Origin of the sequence: Streptomyces viridosporus T7A (genome assembly GCF_008704515.1) — a bacterium.
In the GTDB taxonomy this organism is placed as follows: domain Bacteria; phylum Actinomycetota; class Actinomycetes; order Streptomycetales; family Streptomycetaceae; genus Streptomyces; species Streptomyces viridosporus.
The window spans coordinates 5,671,310-5,690,310 of record NZ_CP023700.1 but is presented as its reverse complement, the minus strand read 5'-3'; the positions used below and the strand labels follow the sequence as shown (position 1 = coordinate 5,690,310).

General features: G+C 74.2%; 14 protein-coding genes. 6 read left to right on the top strand and 8 right to left on the bottom strand.

Going from position 1 to position 19,001, the window contains the following annotated elements:
- Positions 1-46: 46 nt before the first annotated feature.
- Entirely contained in the window at positions 47-709 is a 663-nt protein-coding gene (locus CP969_RS26390; RefSeq protein ID WP_016824567.1) for a GNAT family N-acetyltransferase, read from the top strand.
- A 79-nt stretch (positions 710-788) separates the two neighbouring features.
- On the opposite strand, the gene CP969_RS26385 is transcribed toward CP969_RS26390, so the two are convergent.
- The 4 genes from CP969_RS26385 to CP969_RS26370 form a co-directional block, all read right to left on the bottom strand.
- A complete protein-coding gene (locus CP969_RS26385) occupies positions 789-1,397 on the bottom strand; it encodes an ATP-binding protein (protein ID WP_004983223.1) in 609 nt (202 codons plus the stop codon).
- Positions 1,398-1,583: 186 nt separating this feature from the next.
- Positions 1,584-2,351 (bottom strand): enoyl-CoA hydratase/isomerase family protein, encoded by a 768-nt coding sequence (locus tag CP969_RS26380; protein ID WP_016824569.1) that lies wholly within the window; start codon positions 2,349-2,351, stop codon positions 1,584-1,586.
- Positions 2,352-2,545: 194 nt separating this feature from the next.
- On the bottom strand, positions 2,546-3,790 hold the full coding sequence (locus CP969_RS26375) for a L,D-transpeptidase (RefSeq protein ID WP_223887105.1): 1,245 nt from the start codon (positions 3,788-3,790) through the stop codon (positions 2,546-2,548).
- A 166-nt stretch (positions 3,791-3,956) separates the two neighbouring features.
- A complete protein-coding gene (locus tag CP969_RS26370) occupies positions 3,957-5,177 on the bottom strand; it encodes a L,D-transpeptidase (protein WP_004983228.1) in 1,221 nt (406 codons plus the stop codon).
- A gap of 190 nt (positions 5,178-5,367) precedes the next feature.
- Between CP969_RS26370 and glgX the strand changes: the two genes are divergently transcribed.
- Positions 5,368-7,626, top strand: a complete 2,259-nt coding sequence (gene glgX, locus CP969_RS26365; protein ID WP_004983230.1) for a glycogen debranching protein GlgX — start codon at positions 5,368-5,370, stop codon at positions 7,624-7,626.
- A gap of 36 nt (positions 7,627-7,662) precedes the next feature.
- Here the strand turns inward: glgX and CP969_RS26360 are convergent, their stop codons facing one another.
- The 4 genes from CP969_RS26360 to CP969_RS26345 are packed head-to-tail and all read right to left on the bottom strand — an operon-like array spanning position 7,663 to position 11,291.
- Complete coding sequence (locus CP969_RS26360) at positions 7,663-8,316, bottom strand: response regulator (RefSeq protein WP_004983232.1); 654 nt, start codon at positions 8,314-8,316, stop codon at positions 7,663-7,665.
- Positions 8,309-9,646 carry a sensor histidine kinase gene (locus tag CP969_RS26355; RefSeq protein WP_086019004.1) on the bottom strand — a complete coding sequence of 446 codons (1,338 nt, stop codon included), beginning with the start codon at positions 9,644-9,646 and terminating at the stop codon, positions 8,309-8,311. Before CP969_RS26355 ends, CP969_RS26360 begins: the two co-directional genes overlap by 8 nt.
- On the bottom strand, positions 9,643-10,392 hold the full coding sequence (locus CP969_RS26350; RefSeq protein WP_016824573.1) for an ABC transporter permease: 750 nt from the start codon (positions 10,390-10,392) through the stop codon (positions 9,643-9,645). Before CP969_RS26350 ends, CP969_RS26355 begins: the two co-directional genes overlap by 4 nt.
- Complete coding sequence (locus CP969_RS26345) at positions 10,389-11,291, bottom strand: ABC transporter ATP-binding protein (RefSeq protein ID WP_016824574.1); 903 nt, start codon at positions 11,289-11,291, stop codon at positions 10,389-10,391. Before CP969_RS26345 ends, CP969_RS26350 begins: the two co-directional genes overlap by 4 nt.
- A gap of 231 nt (positions 11,292-11,522) precedes the next feature.
- Here CP969_RS26345 and CP969_RS26340 point away from each other — a divergent pair, with 231 nt between their 5' ends.
- The 4 genes from CP969_RS26340 to CP969_RS26325 are packed head-to-tail and all read left to right on the top strand — an operon-like array spanning position 11,523 to position 18,720.
- Positions 11,523-13,352, top strand: a complete 1,830-nt coding sequence (locus CP969_RS26340; protein ID WP_171817459.1) for an ABC transporter ATP-binding protein — start codon at positions 11,523-11,525, stop codon at positions 13,350-13,352.
- Positions 13,349-15,202 (top strand): ABC transporter ATP-binding protein, encoded by a 1,854-nt coding sequence (locus CP969_RS26335; protein ID WP_016824576.1) that lies wholly within the window; start codon positions 13,349-13,351, stop codon positions 15,200-15,202. Before CP969_RS26340 ends, CP969_RS26335 begins: the two co-directional genes overlap by 4 nt.
- 27 nt (positions 15,203-15,229) lie before the next feature.
- A complete protein-coding gene (locus tag CP969_RS26330; protein ID WP_016824577.1) occupies positions 15,230-16,963 on the top strand; it encodes an ABC transporter transmembrane domain-containing protein in 1,734 nt (577 codons plus the stop codon).
- Complete coding sequence (locus tag CP969_RS26325; protein WP_016824578.1) at positions 16,960-18,720, top strand: ABC transporter ATP-binding protein; 1,761 nt, start codon at positions 16,960-16,962, stop codon at positions 18,718-18,720. Before CP969_RS26330 ends, CP969_RS26325 begins: the two co-directional genes overlap by 4 nt.
- The last annotated feature ends 281 nt before the right edge of the window (positions 18,721-19,001 follow it).

Below are 19,001 nucleotides of genomic sequence, written 5' to 3'. Positions count from 1 at the left end.
TGGGAGTCTGGGCCTTCCAGTGGGTGGAGACTCAAGGAGCGCGCGGGTGACGGACACGCCGGCGGACAGGCCGCGGGACGCCTTGCGGGACATTCTCGACGCGGCGGCGCGCGGTGACTTCCCGGCGGCGGACGGGGGGACGACGGTGGTGCCCCAGCCGTCCGGCCGGGACGCGGGGGTGCTGGCGTTCACCGCGCACTCCGTCGTCTTCACCGACGAGGACCCCGCGTGGGTGCGGCGGACGCTGGCCTCGCTCGACTGCGACGCGCTGGCCGCCACCCTGCACGCCCGTTTCCTGGCCGCCTTCATGGACCGCACGGGACGGCGGACGGACACGATCGACGTGATGACGGTGGCGGACCCGCTGCCGGAGGGGCCGCCGCTCGCGCTGGAGGAGATCGACGACCCCGGCCACCCCCGGGTGGCGAGCGCCCGCGGGCGGCGCGACGACGTGCGGGTGTGGGCGGCGGACGGGGGTGTGCTGGTCCTGGGACGCGGGATCGCGGGGCGGCTGGAGGTCGCGGTGGAGGTGGCGGAGGAGGCACGGCACCGGGGCCTGGGACGGCGGCTGGCGCTGGCGGCGCGGCACCTGGCCGGGGACGAGCCGGTGTGGGCGCAGGTCTCCCCGGGGAACGCCCGCAGCCTGCGGGCGTTCCAGGCGGCCGGTTACCGGCCGGTGGGTTCGGAGGCGTTGTTCCTCGCACCGTGAGGCGCTCGTACCGCGGGGCACCCGCGCCCCGGAGGAAGCTTCCGGCGCTCCTCCCGTGCGGTGCGCGCGCCGGTGGGGCTCAGCGGTCCCCGGTGCGCATCTCGAACCAGGTGGTCTTGCCCCGGGGCAGCAGGTCGACGCCCCAGCGGTCGGCGAGCTTGTCGACGAGGAAGAGGCCGCGGCCGCTGACGTCCATCTCCTGGACCGGCATCAGGCAGGGCAGGCCGCGGGAGGGGTCGCGGACCTCGACGCGGATCCAGCCGCGGCGGCGGCGCAGCCGGAGACCGAAGACGCGGGCGCCGGTGTGGCGCACGGCGTTGCCGACGAGTTCGGAGACGAGCAGGACGGCGTCCTCGGTGATCCTGGCGCCGAGGCCCCACTGGCGCAGGACCACGACCTGGGTGAGCCGGCGCGCGGTGGCGGCGGACTCGGGGCGGGACGGCAACGGAACCTCCGCCTCCGTCGGGTTGCCGAACAACTCCAGCGCCTGCAGGGCGCGTTCGTCCTCGACCGTCGGCGACCAGCGCGACGCGGTCGCACGCCCGTCTCCCCGCGGCTGTTCCATGCCCTCCAGCCCCGCCATGCCCCCATCATGGACGTCCGCGGGACCCCCCGGGGCCGTTCCGGGTGAATACGCCCCCCGTACGCCCCCGCTCCGCGACGGGCCGTCGGCACATGCCGACGGCATCTCGGAGCCGTCAGCGTCCCGCCCGGTCTGCGGAAACGGTTCGCTGTGCGGCAATCGACGGGCTCCCTCGACACGAGAGGCTTAAGGGCGCCTTAAGGCTCCCATAAACCGCTCCGCCGAGGGGCCCGGATGAGACATCGCGTCAATTGCAAGACCCGGAACGGGTTTTCGGAGGTTCCGTGGGGCTCAGAGGAACTTCGCCTTGCCGGGGCCCTCCTCCACGAAGCTGCGCATGCCCCGCTCGCGGTCCTCGGTGGCGAACAGCCCCGCGAACCAGTTGCGCTCGATGGCGAGGCCGGTGTCGATGTCCGTCTCGAGGCCGGCGTCGACGGCCTCCTTGGCGGCCCGCAGGGCGATCGCCGGGCCCTGGGCCAGCTTCGCGGCCCACGCGTGCGCCTGCGCGTAGACCTCCTCGGCGGGCACCACGCGGTCCACCAGGCCGAGCGCCAGCGCCTCGTCGGCCCTGACCTGACGGCCCGTGAAGATGAGGTCCTTCGCCCGGGACTGGCCGATCAGCCGGGACAGGCGCTGGGTGCCGCCCGCGCCGGGGATGAGGCCGAGCAGGATCTCCGGCTGGCCCAGCTTGGCGTTCTCCCCGGCGATGCGGTAGTCGGCGCAGAGCGCGAGCTCGCAGCCGCCGCCGAGCGCGTAGCCCGTCACCGCGGCCACCACCGGCTTGGGGATGCGGGCCACGGCGGTGAAGGAGTCCTGCAGGCCGCGGGCGCGCAGGACCATCGCGGTGTGGTCCATGGCCTGCATCTCCTTGATGTCCGCGCCCGCCGCGAACACCTTCTCGCCGCCGTAGATCACCACGGCGCGCACGTCGTCGCGGCGCGCGGCCTCCTCGGCGAGTTCCTTCAGTCGGTCCTGCGTGGCGACGTCCAGCGCGTTCATGGGCGGACGGTCCAGGCGCAGCGTGCCGACGCCGTCCGCGACTTCGAGGTGTACGGTCATGCCAGCAGGTTAACGGCGACTAACGGAAACGGGGTCGGTGCGGTCGCTCACACCCGGCCGGGGGTCCGGGGGCCGTCCCCGGGCGGCACAGCACGGCGACCGGCGGAAACCGGGCCGGTGCGCGGTCGCTCGCACCCGGACGGCGACGGCCCCGGTGCCATGGGTCGCACCGGGGCCGCGCAGGTCGGACGGCGTTACGCCTTCCACTTCTCCCAGGACATGTTCCAGCCGTTGAGGCCGTTGTCCGGAGCGATGGTGGCGTCCTTGGAGTTCTTGACGACCACCACGTCACCGATCATGGAGTTGTCGAAGAACCAGGCGCCCGGGGCCTTCTTGTCCCAGCCGCCGCGGGTGTCGCGCAGTCCGATGCAGCCGTGGCTGGCGTTGTAGTTGCCGAAGGCGTCGCCGCCCCAGTAGTTGCCGTGGATGAAGGTGCCCGAGGTGCTCAGGCGCATGGCGTGCGGGACGTCCTTGATGTCGTACTCGCCGCCGAACCCGACCGTCTCGCCGTTCATCCGGGTCACCTTGAGCCGCTCGGTGATGACCATCTGGCCGTTCCAGGTCTCGGTGCCCGGGGCGCCGGTGGTGACCGGGATGGTCTTGATGACCTTGCCGTCCCGCTTCACCTCCATCGTGTGCTTCTCGGCGTCGACGACGGAGACCTGCTCGCGGCCGATGGTGAAGGAGACGGTCTTGTCCTGCTCGCCGTAGACGCCGGGGCGGCCCTCCACGCCGTCGAGGTCGAGGTCGACGGTGACCTTGGTGCCGGCCTTCCAGTACTTCTCCGGGCGGAAGTCGAGGCGGTCGTTGCCGAACCAGTGGCCCTCGACCTCGACGGCCGGCTCGGTCGTGATGCGGATGGCCTTCTCGACGTCCTCGGGGTTGGTGATGCCCCGGGTGAAGCGGAGGGAGAACGGCATGCCGACGCCGACCTCGGAGCCGTCCTCGGGCGTGAAGTGGCCGATGAAGGTGTTCTTCGGCGTCAGGGTGGTGAAGCGGGAGTCCTCGGCGGCGGTGCGGCCCTCGGAGTCCTCGGCGACCGCGTGCACGGTGTACGTGGTGGAGGCGGCCAGGTGGGTGGAGGGCGTCCAGGTGGCGCCGTCGCCGGATATCCGCCCCTCGACCCGCTCGCCGTCCGGGTCCTTGACGACGACCTCGGTCAGCTTGCCCCGGGCGGCGCTCACCTTCAGCGCGCCGCTGGTCTTCACGGACTTCGCGCCGTCCTCGGGCACGATGCCGACGACGGCCTCGGACTGCTTGCTCTGCGCCGCGGCCGCCTCCTTGGCCCCGCCCTTGCCGTCACCCGCGCCGGACCCCGGGTCCGCCTCCCCGCCGCAGGCGGTCACCGCCAGCATCACCCCGAGCGCCAGCGCCGCCACCTTCCGGCCGGCGCGCCCCCGCGCACCCACCGACGCCCCCGATATCGGCCCCACGTTCACCTTGTTCTCCCCTCGGCGGGCCCCGACCCCGGTCGACCCGCGCCCCCGCGCGCCCCTCGCGCGCTCCGGCGCATAGTAACCACAGGCCAGGGGCGTGGGACGAGGCGGAATGGTCACCGTTCCGTCCCAACTTCACCGCCCGGGGAGACCGGCCCGCCGGCCGGGGTCACTTCACCGCGCTGCCCGCCGTCCACTCCTCCCAGCTCATGTTCCAGCCGCCGAGGCCGTTGTCGGGGGCGACCTCCTTGTCCTTGCTGTTGACCACCTCGACGACGTCGCCGACGAGGCTGCGGTCGAAGAACCAGCCCGCCGGGGTGTCCGCGCCGCCGCCCTGCACGTCGCGCAGGCCGATGCAGCCGTGGCTGACGTTCCGGCGGCCGAACACATCGGTCTCGGTCCAGTAGTTGCCGTGCAGGAAGGTGCCGGAACTCGTCAGGCGGATGGCGTGCGGGACGTCGGGGATGTCGTACTCGCCGCCGAAGCCGACCGTGCGGCTGTCCATGCGGGTGACCTCGAGCATCTCGGTGATCACCATCTTGCCGTTGTACGTGGTGGTCTTCGGCGCCCCGGCCGTGATCGGCACGGTGGTGAGCAGTTCGCCGTCCCGTCTGACCTGCATGGTGTGCCGGGAGGCGTCGACCACGGAGATCTGGCTGCGGCCGACGGTGAAGGTGAACGTGCGGTGCTGGAGGCCGTAGACCCCGGGGGCCCCCTCCACGTCGCGCAGCCGCAGCTCGACGGTGACCCGGGTGCCCGGCTTCCAGTAGTGCTCGGGGCGGAAGTCCAGACGGGTGTCGCCGAACCAGTGCGGGCGGACCTCGACGGCGGGACGGGAGGTGACCCGGACGGCGCGTTCGACGGCCGCACGGTGGACGATCTTCCGGTTGAACTCCAGGGAGACGATCATCCCGGTGCCGACGGTGGAGCGGTCCTCCGGGGCGACGTAGCCGATGAAGCGTTCCGCCGGGACGTGGGTCGTGAAGGTGGTGTGGCGGGCCGAGCGGCGTCCGTCGCCGTCCACGGCCACCGCGTCGACGGTGTACTTCGCGGCCAGTACCAGCCGTTCGTCGTCGGGCCTCCAGGTCATCCCGTCGGCCGAGACGCGCCCGGGGACCGCCGACCGGCGCGCGTCCTGCTCCACGACGACCTTCACCGACTCCAGCCGCCCGTCCGGCACCCGCACCCGCAGCCCGGCGTCGGGGCGCACGCCCTTGCTGCCGTCGTCGGGGGCGACGTGGATGAACTCCTCGGATGCAGGCGGGCCGAGCGCCCCGCCGACGGAGCCGCCCGGGGTACAGCCGACGATCACGGTCAGCAGTCCTGCCCATGCCAGTACGGCGGCCAGTGCAACCCTCGCGCGCCGTGCGCGCCCTTGTACGTGCCTCACGCGGTGCCCAACGACGGTCCGTGTCCCCGGGAAACGACCATGCCCCCTCCCGTGGAAACGTGAGTGCGAGGCACGCTCTGGGCAGAACAGTGGGGAGGACGACGCGCCGGGAGCCGCGGCCGGATCCGGGAGAGAGGGCCGCCGCACGCCCCTGTCCGCCGTCGTTCCACGAGCCGCGGGAGGCTGACAGGTGTCCAGCGCAGCCGAGCAGGAGGCGACGGCCGGGGAGCGGGCCACCGGGAACGGGCGTCCGGCGGCCGTCGTGAACGGCGCGCGGCCGACGGCGCCCGTGCCCACGGTGCCCGTGCGACCGGGCCGGCCGACGCCGCTGGGTGCCCGGTTCCGGGTGGGACCGGACGGGGTGGCGGGGACCGACTTCGCGTTGTGGGCGGGCGGGGCGGAGGGCGTCGAGCTGTGCCTGTTCGACGAGCGGGGCAAGGAGAGCCGGGCCCGGCTCACCGAGCTGACGCACGAGGTCTGGCACGGTTTCGTGCCGGGTGTGCTGCCGGGGCAGCGCTACGGCTACCGGGTGCACGGGCGTTGGGACCCGTGGACCGGCGCCCGCTGGAACCCGGCGAAACTGCTGCTCGACCCCTACGCGCGCGCGGTGGACGGCGACTACGCCCCCGGCGGGTTGTCGCCCGAGGTGTACGGGCACGTCCGCGACTGGCCGGAGCAGCACGTCGCGGACACCGTGCGCGACGACCGGGACTCCGCGCCGTACGTCCCCAAGGGCGTCGTCGTCCACGACGAGGACGACTGGGCCGACGACCACCGCCCGATGACGCCGTGGGCGGACTCGGTGATCTACGAGCTGCACGTCAAGGGGTTCACGCAGCGCCACCCCGGCGTGCCCGGGGAACTGCGCGGCACGTACGCCGGTCTCGCGCACCCCGCGGCGATCGAGCACCTGGTGCGGCTGGGCGTCACGGCCGTGGAGCTGCTGCCGGTGCACCAGTTCGCGCACGAGGACCATCTGCTGCGCCGGGGCCTGCGCAACTACTGGGGCTACAACTCGATCGGCTACTTCGCCCCGCACGCCGGCTACGCCGCCTCCGGGACGACCGGTCAGCAGGTCGGGGAGTTCAAGCGGATGGTGCGCGCCCTGCACGCGGCGGGCATCGAGGTGATCCTCGACGTGGTCTACAACCACACCGCCGAGGCGGGCGAACTGGGCCCCACGCTCTCCCTGAAGGGCATCGACAACCGCGGCTACTACCGCCTCCAGCCGGACGCCCGCCGCTACGCCGACTACACCGGCTGCGGCAACACCCTGCACGTCGTCCAGCCGCACGTGCTGCGCCTGATCACGGACTCGCTGCGCTACTGGGTGACCGAGATGGGCGTGGACGGCTTCCGCTTCGACCTGGCGGCGGCGCTGGCCCGCTCCATGCACGACGTCGACATGCTCTCCCCGTTCCTCGCGGTGATCGCCCAGGACCCGGTGCTGCGCCGGGTGAAGCTGATAGCCGAGCCGTGGGACGTGGGGGCGGGCGGTTACCAGGTGGGCGCGTTCCCACCGCTGTGGACGGAGTGGAACGACCGGTACCGCGACACGGTGCGGGACTTCTGGCGGCACGCCCTGCCGGACGTGCGGGAGATGGGCTACCGGCTGTCCGGTTCGAGCGACCTGTACGCCTGGGGCGGGCGGCGCCCGTACGCCTCGGTCAACCACGTCACCGCGCACGACGGGTTCACCCTGCGCGACCTCGTCTCGTACGACCGCAAGCACAACGAGGCCAACGGCGAGGGCAACCGGGACGGCACCCACGACAACCGCTCCTGGAACTGCGGCGTCGAGGGCGACACCGACGACGGGAGGGTCCTGGCGCTGCGGCGGCGGCAGCTGCGCAACCTGCTGACCACGCTGCTGCTGTCGACGGGGGTGCCGATGCTGGTCGCCGGCGACGAGATGGGCCGCACCCAGGGCGGCAACAACAACGCCTACTGCCAGGACAACGAGACCGGCTGGGTGGACTGGAGCCTGCTGGACGACCCCGGCTGGAAGGCCCTGTTCGCGCTGACCTCCCGGCTGATCGCCCTGCGCCACCGGCACCCGGTGCTGCGCCGCCGGGCCTTCTTCTCCGGGCGCGCGCACTCCGCGGACGGGCTGCGCGACCTGGCCTGGTTCACCCCGCGGGGCGCGGAGATGACCGAGGGCGACTGGTACGCGCCCGCCGCCACGCTCGGCATGTACCTCTCCGGGCGGGACATCCCGGGCCGCGACGAGTACGGGGCGCAGATCCTCGACGACAGCTTCCTGGCCGTCCTGCACGCCGGGGGCGAACCGGTGGAGTTCGTGCTGCCGGGGCCGCCGTGGGCCGAGCGGTACGAGGTGGTCGTCGACACCGGGCGGGAGGAGCAGGCGTCCGAGCCGGGCGCGGCGCACCGGGCGGGGACGGCGATCACGGTGCCGGGGCGGACGGTGCTGCTGCTGCGGGTGCGCTGAGGCGGGCGGCCGCGCGGGGGCCGGACCGCGCGGCCGTCAGCCCAGGATGCCCCGGTCGTAGGCCGTCGCGACGGCCGCGGCGCGGTCCTTGACGCCCAGCTTGGCGTACAGGTGGGTGAGGTGGGTCTTCACCGTGGCCTCGCTGATGAACAGTTCGCGGGCGATCTCGCGGTTGGAGGTGCCCCGGGCGACCAGGGCGAGGACTTCGCGCTCCCGGGCGGACAGCGGTTCGCCGCCGGCCGTGCGGGGGGCGCGGACCGCGCAGACCAGGCGGGAGGCCACCGCCGGGGAGAGGACCGTACGGCCGTCGGCCGCCGCCCGCACCGCCGTGAACAGCTCCTCGCGCGGCGCGTCCTTCAGCAGGTAGCCGGTCGCCCCCGCCTCGATGGCGGGGAGGGTGTCGGAGTCGGTGTCGTAGGTGGTCAGGACGAGCACCTTGGCGCGGGCGCCCCGGCGGGACAGTTCCCGGATGGCGTCCACTCCCCCGCCGCCCGGCATGCGCAGGTCCATGAGGATCACGTCCGGGTCCAGGGCGGCGGCCCGCTCCAGCGCCTGCACGCCGTTCGCCGCCTCGCCGAGGACGCGGAAGCCGGGCGCGGACGCGAACATGCCGCGCAGGCCGTCCCGGACCACGGGGTGGTCGTCGACGATGAGCAGGGAGACGGTCGGTTCGTCGGGCGCGTCAGTCATGGCGGACCAACGGTACGCGAGCCGACACCGCCGTCCCCTGGCCGGGTTCGGACTCGACGTCGAGGGAGCCGGCGACGCGCTCGGCGCGGGCGCGCATGCCGTCGAGGCCGAAGCCGCCGGTGGGGGTCCCCCCGCTCGAGCGAAGTCGGGAGTGGGGGAGGGTGCGGGCGGAGCGGACGCGCGGGTCGAAGCCGCGCCCGTCGTCGCGGATGTCGAGGGTGACCTCGTCGCCGATGTAGGAGAGGGTGACGCCGACCCGGCCGGCCCGCGCGTGCCGCGCGGTGTTGGACAGGGCCTCCTGGGCGATGCGCAGGAGGGTGGCCGCCACCTCGTCGTGCAGCGGCTCGACGGTTCCGGTGGTGGTGAACCGCGCCGGTGTGCCCGTGCGTTCCTCCCATTCCGCCACCGTCTTCTCCAGCGCCTTCGGCAGGCCGTCGTCGGCCAGGGCGGCCGGGGCGAGGTTGTGCACGGAGCGGCGGGCCTCGCCGAGGCTGTGGCGGGCCAGGGCGGTGGCCCGGTCCACGTGCTCACGCGCCAGGGCGGGGTCCGCGGTGTTCGCCACGACCTGGAGCTGGGCGATGATGCCGGTCAGCCCCTGGGCGAGGGTGTCGTGGATCTCGGCGGCCAGCCGCCGGCGCTCGTCGGCGACCCCGGCCTCCCGTGCCTGGACCAGGAGTTGGGCGTGCAGCGCGGCGTTCTCGTCGAGGGCCTGCTGCAACGCCGTGTTGGTGCGCTCGAGTTCGGCGATGGTCTCCAGCCGGGCCCGGCCGCGGGCCTCCTCCAGGTCGGCGAAGTGGCTGAACAGGAGGACCAGCACGGTGTTGGCCGCGAGGAGGGCGCCGAAGAGCGCCCAGCCCAGCTCCCCGCTCGGCGGCAGCCCGCCCGACTGGGAGCCCGCCAGCGTCACGGCGGTGGCGAACAGGCCGGCCTTGCGCAGGCGGCGCGTCAGCAGGCGCTCGGTGCTGAAGTAGCCGATGACGGCGTAGAAGGCGAACAGCGGGTTCGCCCAGGTGAGGGCGAAGCCGACGGCCCAGCGCAGGGCGTAGTGCCGGGCGCCCGCCGCGGACGGCCCGGGCCGGGTCCGCACCACCCTGTTCCACCGCAGCTCCAGGACGACGGCCGCGACGATCAGGACGCCGCAGGCCCGGCGTGCACCGGTGCTCATGCCGAGGGCGTCGGCGGCCGTCCAGGCGGTCAGGGTGCTCAGGGCCAGCAGTCCGTACGGGCCCCACCGGTCGAACACCGCCCACCGGTCGTCGAGCGTCGTCGTCTCCGTCACGGCGTCATTGTCGGCCACGTCCGCGCGTCCATCCCCATCCCCAGTCCTCATTCCCAGCGGAACCAGCGCGCGGCCGCCGCCGTGAGCAGCACCGTCCAGACCGCCAGCACCCCGAGGTGGCTCCAGTCCGGCCAGTCGCCCGCCGCGGCCTCGTTCAGGGCCCGGGCGGCGGCGCCGAACGGGGTCCGGCCGACGATGTCGGCCAGCACGTCCGGCATGGCCCCGACCGGCAGCCACACGCCCGCGCAGAACATCGCGGGGAAGAGCGCGAGCGACCCGACCGCGGTGGCGATCTTCGTGGTGCGCGACAGGGCGGACAGCACCGCGCCCAGGGCCAGGGTGCCGAGCAGGGCGAGCAGCAGCGCGAGGAGGTAGCCGAACGGCTGCCCCGGCAGCGCCACGTCGAAGGCGAGCCGGCCGACCGCGAGGGCGACCAGGGCGGAGAGCAGCGCGGCACCGCCGAACACCAGCATCTGTGCCGTGAGCAGGGCGGCGGGACGTACCGGTGTGGTGGACATCCGGCGCAGGATGCCGTTCTCCCGGTAACCGGTGAGGGTCTGGGGCATGCCCTGGAGCCCGCCGACGATCAGCCCGAGGAGGACGGCCACCGGCACGTAGGCGTCGACCGGACGCAGGCCGCCGAGGGCGGGGTCGGGCTCGCGGAAGGACGGAAGGGAACCCAGGATCACCAGCAGCAGGGTGGGGAAGAGCAGGATCCAGAAGATGCCGCCGGGTTCGCGCCGGAAGAGGCGGATCTCGGTCCTGAGGACGGTGCCGTCGAGGACGTCGGTGCTCATGCCGTGGTCTCCGTGAGGTCCAGGAAGGCGTCGTCCAGCGTGGCGTCGGTGACCCGCAGCTGGTGGGCGGTGACGCGGGCGCGGGCGAGGAGGGTGAGGACGGCGTCGACCGTCTCGTCGGTGCCGGACAGCGTGAGGCGGCCGTCCTTGTGCCGGACCGAGGCGAGCTCGGGCAGCGCGTTGAGGTCGTGGTCGTCCAGCGGGGCGGACGGGGTGAAGCTGATGACGGTGGCCCCCGCCGAGCGGCGGATCAGCCCGGCCGGGGTGTCCAGCGCGGCGATCCGCCCCCTGTCGATCACCGCGATGCGGTCGCAGAGGCGCTGCGCCTCCTCCATGAAGTGGGTGACGAGGAGAACGGTGACGCCGCCCGCGCGGACGTCCTCGACGAGCTCCCAGGTGTCGCGCCGGGCACGCGGGTCGAGGCCGGTGGTGAGCTCGTCCAGCACCACGATCCGCGGGTCGCCGATCAGGGCGAGCGCGATGGACAGGCGCTGCTTCTGACCGCCGGACAGCTTGGCGAACCGGGTGGTCAGCTTCGGGGTGAGACCGAGCCGTTCGGCGAGCGGGCGCCAGTCGGCGGGGCGCGGGTAGAAGGAGGCGTACAGCTCCAGGGCCTCGCGGACGGTGAGTTTGGGCTGGAGCTCGCTCTGCTGGAGCTGGGCGCCGAGGACGCGGGTGACCTCCTCGTGGTCGGCGACGGGGTCGAGGCCGGTGACGCGGATCCGTCCCGTGTCGGGGACGCGCAGTCCCCCGACGCATTCGACGGTGGTGGTCTTGCCGGCCCCGTTGGGGCCGAGGATCCCGAAGATCTCGCCCTCCTCGACGGCGAAGGACACCCCGTCGACGACGGGCCGGCCGCCGTAGGACTTGCGCAGGTCGGTGACTTCGATGACGGACATGGCGGCAAGTCTTGCGGCGGGCGGGGCGGACGCACATCGGCCGTCACGCTCGACGGCGCATCGACCGATCGGCTGATGGAGTGCTACGACCTCCGGGGGCCGGGAGGGCGACCGGCCGGGGACTCCCGGTACCGGAACGGCCGTCCGCGCAGGTCGTAGGACCGGGGACCGAGCCGGGTCCGGCCGAAACTCGGTGGGCAGTGTCAGCCGCGTTCCGTAGTCTCACTGCTGATGGCCACGACACTCCCCCCTCCCGAAGCGTCTCCCGCGGCGCCCCCCGAGGCCCGCTCCACCGTGCGCACGCTGCTGCGACTGTGGCCGTACGTGCGGCCCGTGCGGGCGCGGCTGTTCACCGCCGCCTTCATCGCGATCCTCGCCTCCTGCATCGGGCTGGTCATCCCGCTCGTTCTGAAGTGGATGGTGGACGGGCCGATCGCCGACCGGGACCCGGCGGGCGTGTGGCTCGGCGCGCTGTACCTGCTGCTGCTCGGGCTGGCGGAGGCGCTGCTGTTCGGGTTCCGGCGCTGGCTGGTGGCCCGGCCGCTGTCGGGGGTCGAGGCGGCGATGCGGGCGGATCTCTACCGGCGCCTGCAGCGGCTGCCGATCGCCTTCCACGACCGCTGGCCCTCGGGGCAGTTGCTGTCCCGGGGCACCACGGACCTGATGCTGCTGCGCATGTTCCTGGCCTTCCCGCTGACGTTCCTCCTGGTCAACGGGGTGACGATCCTCGTCGGTGTGATCATCATGCTGGTCCAGGACTGGGTGCTGGGGCTGGTGATCCTCGTCCCCGCCGTGCCGGTGATGGTCACCTGCGTGGTCTTCGAGAAGCGGTACTCCAGGGCGGCGCGGCTCGCTCAGGACCAGGTCGGCGATCTGACCACGGTCGTCGAGGAGAGCGTGCTCGGCATCCGCATCATCAAGGGGTTCGGCCGGCACCGCAGTCAGGCGCGGGCGTTCCGGGAGCTGTCGGGGAAGCTGCGCGGCACGGAGCTGCACAAGGCCCGGCTGCTGGCCGCGATCCTGGGCGTCATCGTGACGCTGCCGGAGCTGGCCATCGGGGCGGCGCTGGTGCTCGGGGCCGTGCGGGTGGCCGACGGGGACCTGTCCGCGGGCACGCTGGTGGCGTTCCTGTCGACGGCCCTGGCGCTGCGCTGGCCGGTGGACTCGATCGGGTTCCTGCTGGCGATGAGCCAGGAGGCGGCGACGGCGACCGAGCGGTACTTCGAGGTGATGGACGCGCCGGAGGAGGACCCGGGACCGGTGGCCGCGCGGGCCGCCGGGTCCGCGGCGCCCGACGGCGGCGACGGCGGGCTGCGGTTCCACGACGTCACCTTCCGCTATCCCGACGCCCCCGCCGGCTCCCCGCCCGTCCTGGACCGCGTCGACCTGCACATCCGCCCCGGCGAGTCCCTGGCCCTGGTCGGCGCGACCGGCAGCGGCAAGACCACGCTGACCGCCCTGGTCCCGCGGCTGCACGAGGTGACCTCGGGACGGATCACCCTGGACGGCACCGACATCACCGCCCTGTCCCGCGAGGAGCTGCGCTCGCGGGTCGCCGTCGCCTTCGAGGAGCCGACGCTGTTCTCGGCCAGTGTCGGGGAGAACGTGCTGATGGGCGCCGGGGCGACGGCCGGGAAGGAGGAGCTGGAGCGGGCGCTCGACGTGGCGCAGGCCGGCTTCGTGCACACCCTGCCGCAGGGCGTGGACACCCAGGTCGGCGAGCAGGGGCTCAGCCTCTCCGGCGGGCAGCGGCAGCGCCTCGCGCTCGCCCGGGCCGTGGTCGGCCGGCCCGGCTTCCTGGTGCTGGACGACCCGCTGTCCGCGCTCGACGTGCACACGGAGGCCGCGGTCGAGGCCGCCCTGCGCCGGGTGCTCGCGGACACCACGGCCCTGATCGTGGCGCACCGCCCCTCCACGGTCCTGCTGGCCGACCGCGTCGCGCTGCTCTCCGGCGGCCGGATCACCGCCGTCGGCACCCACCACGAACTGCTGCGCACCCACCCCGAGTACGCCCACCTCATGTCCGGCGACCCGGTGGGAGAACAGAAGGAGCTCCGATGACGGCGGCCACCACCGCGCCCGCCCCGGACCGGGACGACGACCGGTCGCCCGAGGGGGCCGGCGACCCCTTCGACCGGGACGTCCTGCCCGCTCCCCCGGGCGCCACCGGCGCACTCCTGCGCTCCCTGCTCTCCCCCCTGCGCGGCCGGGTCGCCGTCACCGCGCTGTTGCTGCTGCTCCAGCAGGCGGCCGTGCAGGCGGGCCCGCTGCTGGTGGCGTACGCGATCGACCGCGCGGTGCCCGCGTTCCGGGCCGCCGACCACGGGCCGCTGATCGCGGTGGCGGTGGGCTACCTGCTGTGCGCCACGGCGGCCGGCGCGCTGCAGTACGCGTTCGTCACCGCCTCCGCCCGGGTCAGCCAGGACGTGCTGCTCGACCTGCGCGGCCGGATCTTCCGGCACGCGCAGGCGCTCAGCCTCGACTTCCACGAGCGCTACACCTCGGGCCGGCTCATCTCCCGCTCCACCACCGACGTCGAGTCGCTGCGCGAGCTGCTGGAGGAGGGCCTGCAGGAGCTGGTGACGGTCGTCCTGTCCTGCGTCTACATCTCGGTGCTGCTGCTCTGGCTGGACCTGGGGCTCGGCGCGGTCGCGGTGGCCTCGTTCGTGCCGCTGTACGCGCTCGTGCGGTCCTACCAGCGGCGGGCGGGGCGGGTGTACCGCAAGCGGTCCACGGCCATCGCGGCGGTGATCGTGAAGTTCGTCGAGACGATGAACGGCATCCGGCCGGTGCGCGCCTTCCGCCGGGAGGCCGCCAACGACGCCGACTTCGCGGTGCTGAACCGGCGGCACGAGCGGACCAACGGCGACGCGCTGCTGGAGATGGCCCGCTACGTCGTCGGCTCGCGGGTGATCGCCAACACCACGGTGGCGCTGATCGTGCTGTGGGGCGCCTACCGGGTCGCGGACGAGTCGCTGGCCCTCGGTGTGCTGGCGGCGGCGGTGCTGTACCTGCGGCGGCTGTACGACCCGATCGACCGGCTCGGCATGTTCCTCAACTCCTACCAGTCGGCGGCGGCCTCGCTGGAGAAGATCGCCGGGCTGCTGGCGCAGACCCCGTCCGTGCCCGAGCCGGTCTCCCCCCGGGAGCTTCCCCGGCGGCGCTCGGAGCACCCCGGCCGCGAGGTCGTCTTCGACGGGGTGCGGTTCGCCTACCGCACCGGCGGCGAGGTGCTGCCCCGCTTCGACCTCACCCTCCCGGCCGGGCAGACCGTCGCGGTCGTCGGCTCCACCGGCGCGGGCAAGTCGACCCTGGCCAAGCTGCTCGCCCGCTTCTACGACCCCACCGAGGGCCGGGTGCTGCTGGACGGCGTGGACCTGCGCGACCTCGCGGGCCCCGACCTGCGGCGCGGGGTGGTCATGGTGACCCAGGAGGCGTTCTTGTTCTCCGGCACGGTCGCCGAGAACATCGCCATCGGGCGGCCGGACGCCACCCGCGAGGAGATCGAGCAGGCGGCGAAGGAGATCGGCGCGCACGACTTCATCGCCGCGCTGCCCGACGGCTACGACACCGACGTCCGCAAGCGCGGCGGCCGCATCTCGGCCGGGCAGCGCCAGTTGGTGGCCTTCGCGCGGGCGCTGCTCGCGGACCCGGCGGTGCTGATCCTGGACGAGGCGACCAGCTCGCTGGACATCCCCGGGGAGCGGGCGGTGCAGCGGGCGATGGCGACGGTGCTGAAGGGGCGCACGGCGGTGGTGATCGCCCACCGGCTGTCGACGGTGGAGATCGCGGACCGGGTGCTGGTGATGGAGCGCGGGCGGGTCGTGGAGGACGGCCGCCCGGCCGAACTCATCGCCGGGACGGGCCGGTTCGCGGACCTGCACCGGGCCTGGCGGGACAGCCTGGCATAGGGCCGGGCACCGGTCGAGGGGGGGCGGATGATCGACGCGTACGAGGACCCCGGCACGCCCGACTGCCGGAGCGGGGCGCGCTACCTGTGGTGGCTGGTCCGGCGGCAGCCGGGGCGCTGCGCGGCGGGGGCGGTGTACGGCAGTGTCTGGATGGTGCTGCTGTCGGCGACGCCGTACCTGATGTCCCGGGCCGTGGACGACGGGCTGGAACCGGGTGACACGGCCGCGCTGGCCGGCTGGAGTGGCCTGCTGTTCGCGGTGGGCGCGTTCAACGCCTGGCTGAGCATCATGCGGCACCGCACCATGACCCGGGTGCGGATGGACGCCAACTTCCGCACCGTGAAGGTGGTCGTCGGGCAGACGGTGCGGCTGGGCGCCTCGCTGGCGCGGAAGGCGGGGGCCGGGGAGGTCGTCACCATCGGCGTGGGCGACGTGCAGATGATCGCGACGTCCCTGACGGTCGTCGGGCCCGGGGTCGGCGCGGTCGTGGCCTACGCGGTGGTGGCCGGGCTGCTGCTGTCGGTGTCGCCGCTGCTGGCGGCGGTGGTGCTGCTCGGGGTGCCGGTGATCGCCCTGCTCGTCGGGCCGCTGGCGGGGCGGTTGCGGGGCCGGGAGACGGAGTACCGGGAGCGGCAGGGGGTGCTGACCGCGCGGATCGGCGACCTCGCGGGCGGACTGCGGGTGCTGAGCGGGCTCGGCGGCAAGGAACTGGTCGCCGACGCCTTCCGCCGGGACTCGCGGCGGCTGCGCGAACAGGGCCACCGGGTCGGGGCGGTGACCAGCTGGATACAGGCGCTCGGCGCGGGGCTGCCGGTGCTGTTCCTGGCGGGCGTGACCTGGATCGCGGCCCGGCTGGCCGCCCAGGGGCAGATCACCGTGGGCGAGCTGGTGTCGGTGTACGGCTATGTCGCCGTGCTGGCGTGGCCGGTGTCGTTCCTCATCGAGTGCGGTTACCAGTTGAGCCGGGGCGTGGTCGCCGCCCGGCGCGTGGCCGCGCTGCTGCGGCTGGAGCCGCCGGCCGACGGCGGCGGCTCCGAGGCGCCCGCGGAGCCGTCGGTGCTGTACGACCCGGAGTCCGGGGTGCGGGTGCTGCCGGGCCGGCTGACCGCGCTGGCGGCCGCGCGGCCCGCCGAGGCGCGCGCCGTGGTCGACCGCCTCGGCCGGTACGCGCCGTCGGCGGCCACCTGGGGCGGGACCCGGCTGGACGAGGTCGCGCTCGCGCGGGTCCGGGAGCGGATCCTGGTCGCCGACCACGAGGCCGACCTGTTCGCCGGGCCGCTGCGGGAGGTGGTGGCCGGCCGTGGGGATCCCACGGACGAGGACGTCGCCCGGGCGTTGCACGCGGCGGCCGCCGACGACATCGTGCAGGGACTGCCCGACGGCCTGGAGTCGGTGGTGTCCGCCCAGGGCCGCAGTCTCTCCGGCGGCCAGCGGCAGCGCGTCCGGCTGGCCCGGGCCCTGCTGGCCGACCCCGAGGTCCTGCTGGCGGTGGAGCCCACCTCGGCGCTCGACGCGCACACCGAGGCCACGGTCGCCGACCGGCTGCGTCGGGCGCGCCGGGGGCGTACGACGGTGCTGACGACCACCTCGCCGCTCGTGCTGGACCGTGCCGACCGGGTGCACTTCCTGGTCGACGGCAAGGTCGCCGCGACCGGCAGCCACCGCGGCCTCCTCGCCACCGAGCCCGGCTACCGGGCGCTGGTGGCCCGGGACGCCGACGAGGACGCCGACGAGGACACCGCCCGGGAGGCCGTGGGATGAGCCGGGGACACCTGCCCGTCGCCGGGCCCGCCGAGGTGCGCCGGGCGGCCGTGGAGCTGGTGCGGGCCGACGGGCGGGCCTTCGCGGCCGTCCTGGTCCTGAACGCGCTGGCCGCGGTGGCGGGACTGGCCGGGCCCTGGCTGCTGGGGCGGATCGTCGACGAGGTGCGCGGCGGGGGCGGGGTCGCCGCCGTGGACCGGCTGGCACCGGTCATCCTGCTGTGCGCCGTCGGCCAGTTGCTGCTGGCCCGCTGGGCCCGGTACGTGGGGCACCGCTTCGGGGAGCGCACCCTGGCGCGGGTGCGGGAGCGGTTCGTGGACCGGGTGCTGGCGCTGCCCTCCTCGGTGGTGGAGCGGGCGGGGACCGGTGACCTGACCGCCCGGGGGACGGCCGACGTGACCGCCGTCGGCACGACCCTGCGCGACGCCGGACCGGCGCTGCTGGTCAACGGGGTGCAGGCGCTGTTCGTGACGGCCGCGGTCTTCCTGGTGGACCCGCTGCTCGGCGCCCTCGGGGTGCTGGCGCTCACCCCGATCTGGCTCGTGCTGCGCTGGTACCTGCGCCGGGCGCGGGACGGCTACCTGGCCGAGGGCGCGGCCACCTCGGACGTGGCGGAGGTCGTCGCCGCGACGGCTTCGGGGGCGCGCACGGTGGAGGCGTTCCGGCTCGGTGAGCGGCGGATCCGGGCGAGCCGGGACGCCCTGGAGACCTCCCGTCGCACCCGGTTCCACACGTTGTTCCTGCGCACGGTGTTCTTCCCGGTGGTGGAGGTGTCGTACCACCTCCCGGTGGCCGGGGTGCTGCTGATCGGCGGGCTGCTGCACCAGCGGGGAGCGGTGAGCCTGGGGGCGGTGGTGGCCGCCGCCCTGTATCTGCTCCAGTTGAGCGGCCCGTTGGACGAGGTCCTGATGCGGATCGAGCAACTGCAGAGCAGCGGCGCCTCGTTCGCCCGGGTCGAGGGGCTGGCCCGGGCGCCGCGCGCCGCGGCCGGGGGCGACGGCCCGGATCCGGCCGGTGACCGCATCGACGTGACCGCCGCGCACTACGCCTACGACGGGGGCGGTGAGGTGCTGCGCGGGGTCGACCTGACGGTGACGCCCGGGGAGCGGCTGGCCGTGGTGGGGCCGTCCGGCGCGGGCAAGACCACGCTGAGCCGGCTGCTGGCGGGCGTGGACGCGCCGACCGCGGGGACGGTGACCGTGGGCGGGGTGCCCGTGGTCGGGCTGGACCCGGAGCGGCTGCGCCGCCAGGTGGTGCTGGTCACCCAGGAGCACCACGTGTTCCTCGGGTCGGTCCGCGACAATCTGCGCATCGCCGAACCTGCCGCCGAGGACGGGGAGTTGTGGGCGGCGCTGGCCGCGGTCGGCGCCGACGCGTGGGTGCGGGAGCTGCCGGACGGCCTGGACACGGAGCTGGGCGAGGGGGGCTGTGCCACCGACGGTTCGCAGGCCCAGCAACTGGCCCTGGCCCGTGTGGTGCTGGCGGACCCGCACACCCTGATCCTGGACGAGGCCACCGCCCTGCTCGACCCGACGACCGCCCGGCACACCGAGCGCGCGCTGGCCGCCGTGCTCGAAGGGCGCACCGTCATCGCCGTCGCGCACCGGCTGCACACCGCGCACGACGCGGACCGGGTGGCGGTGATGGAGAACGGCCGGCTGACCGAACTCGGCACGCACGAGGAACTGGTGGCGGCGGGCGGGGCGTACGCGGCGCTGTGGCGCTCCTGGCACGGGGACGGGACGGCCGCCCGGTGACCCACGAGCCCCTTCGAGGACCCCGCGGGGCTCCTCGAAGGGGCCGCCGCCGGGGGATCCGCATAACGAACCCGAACTCCCGGACAGCGAACGGTTTCCGGCCAAGTTTCTGACGCGCTCCTGACAGAAACCGCGATCCCCTGCGACTCTTCCCACGGCCGCTTCACAGCAACCCCACAGCGTCGGTCCACCGCCGTACCGCGGCCGGAGCTCCCGCACAGCCGCACGTGTCTCTGCGTACCGCCGAGTACTGCCCGGTCGGCCCACCCGTCGGCCGGTCT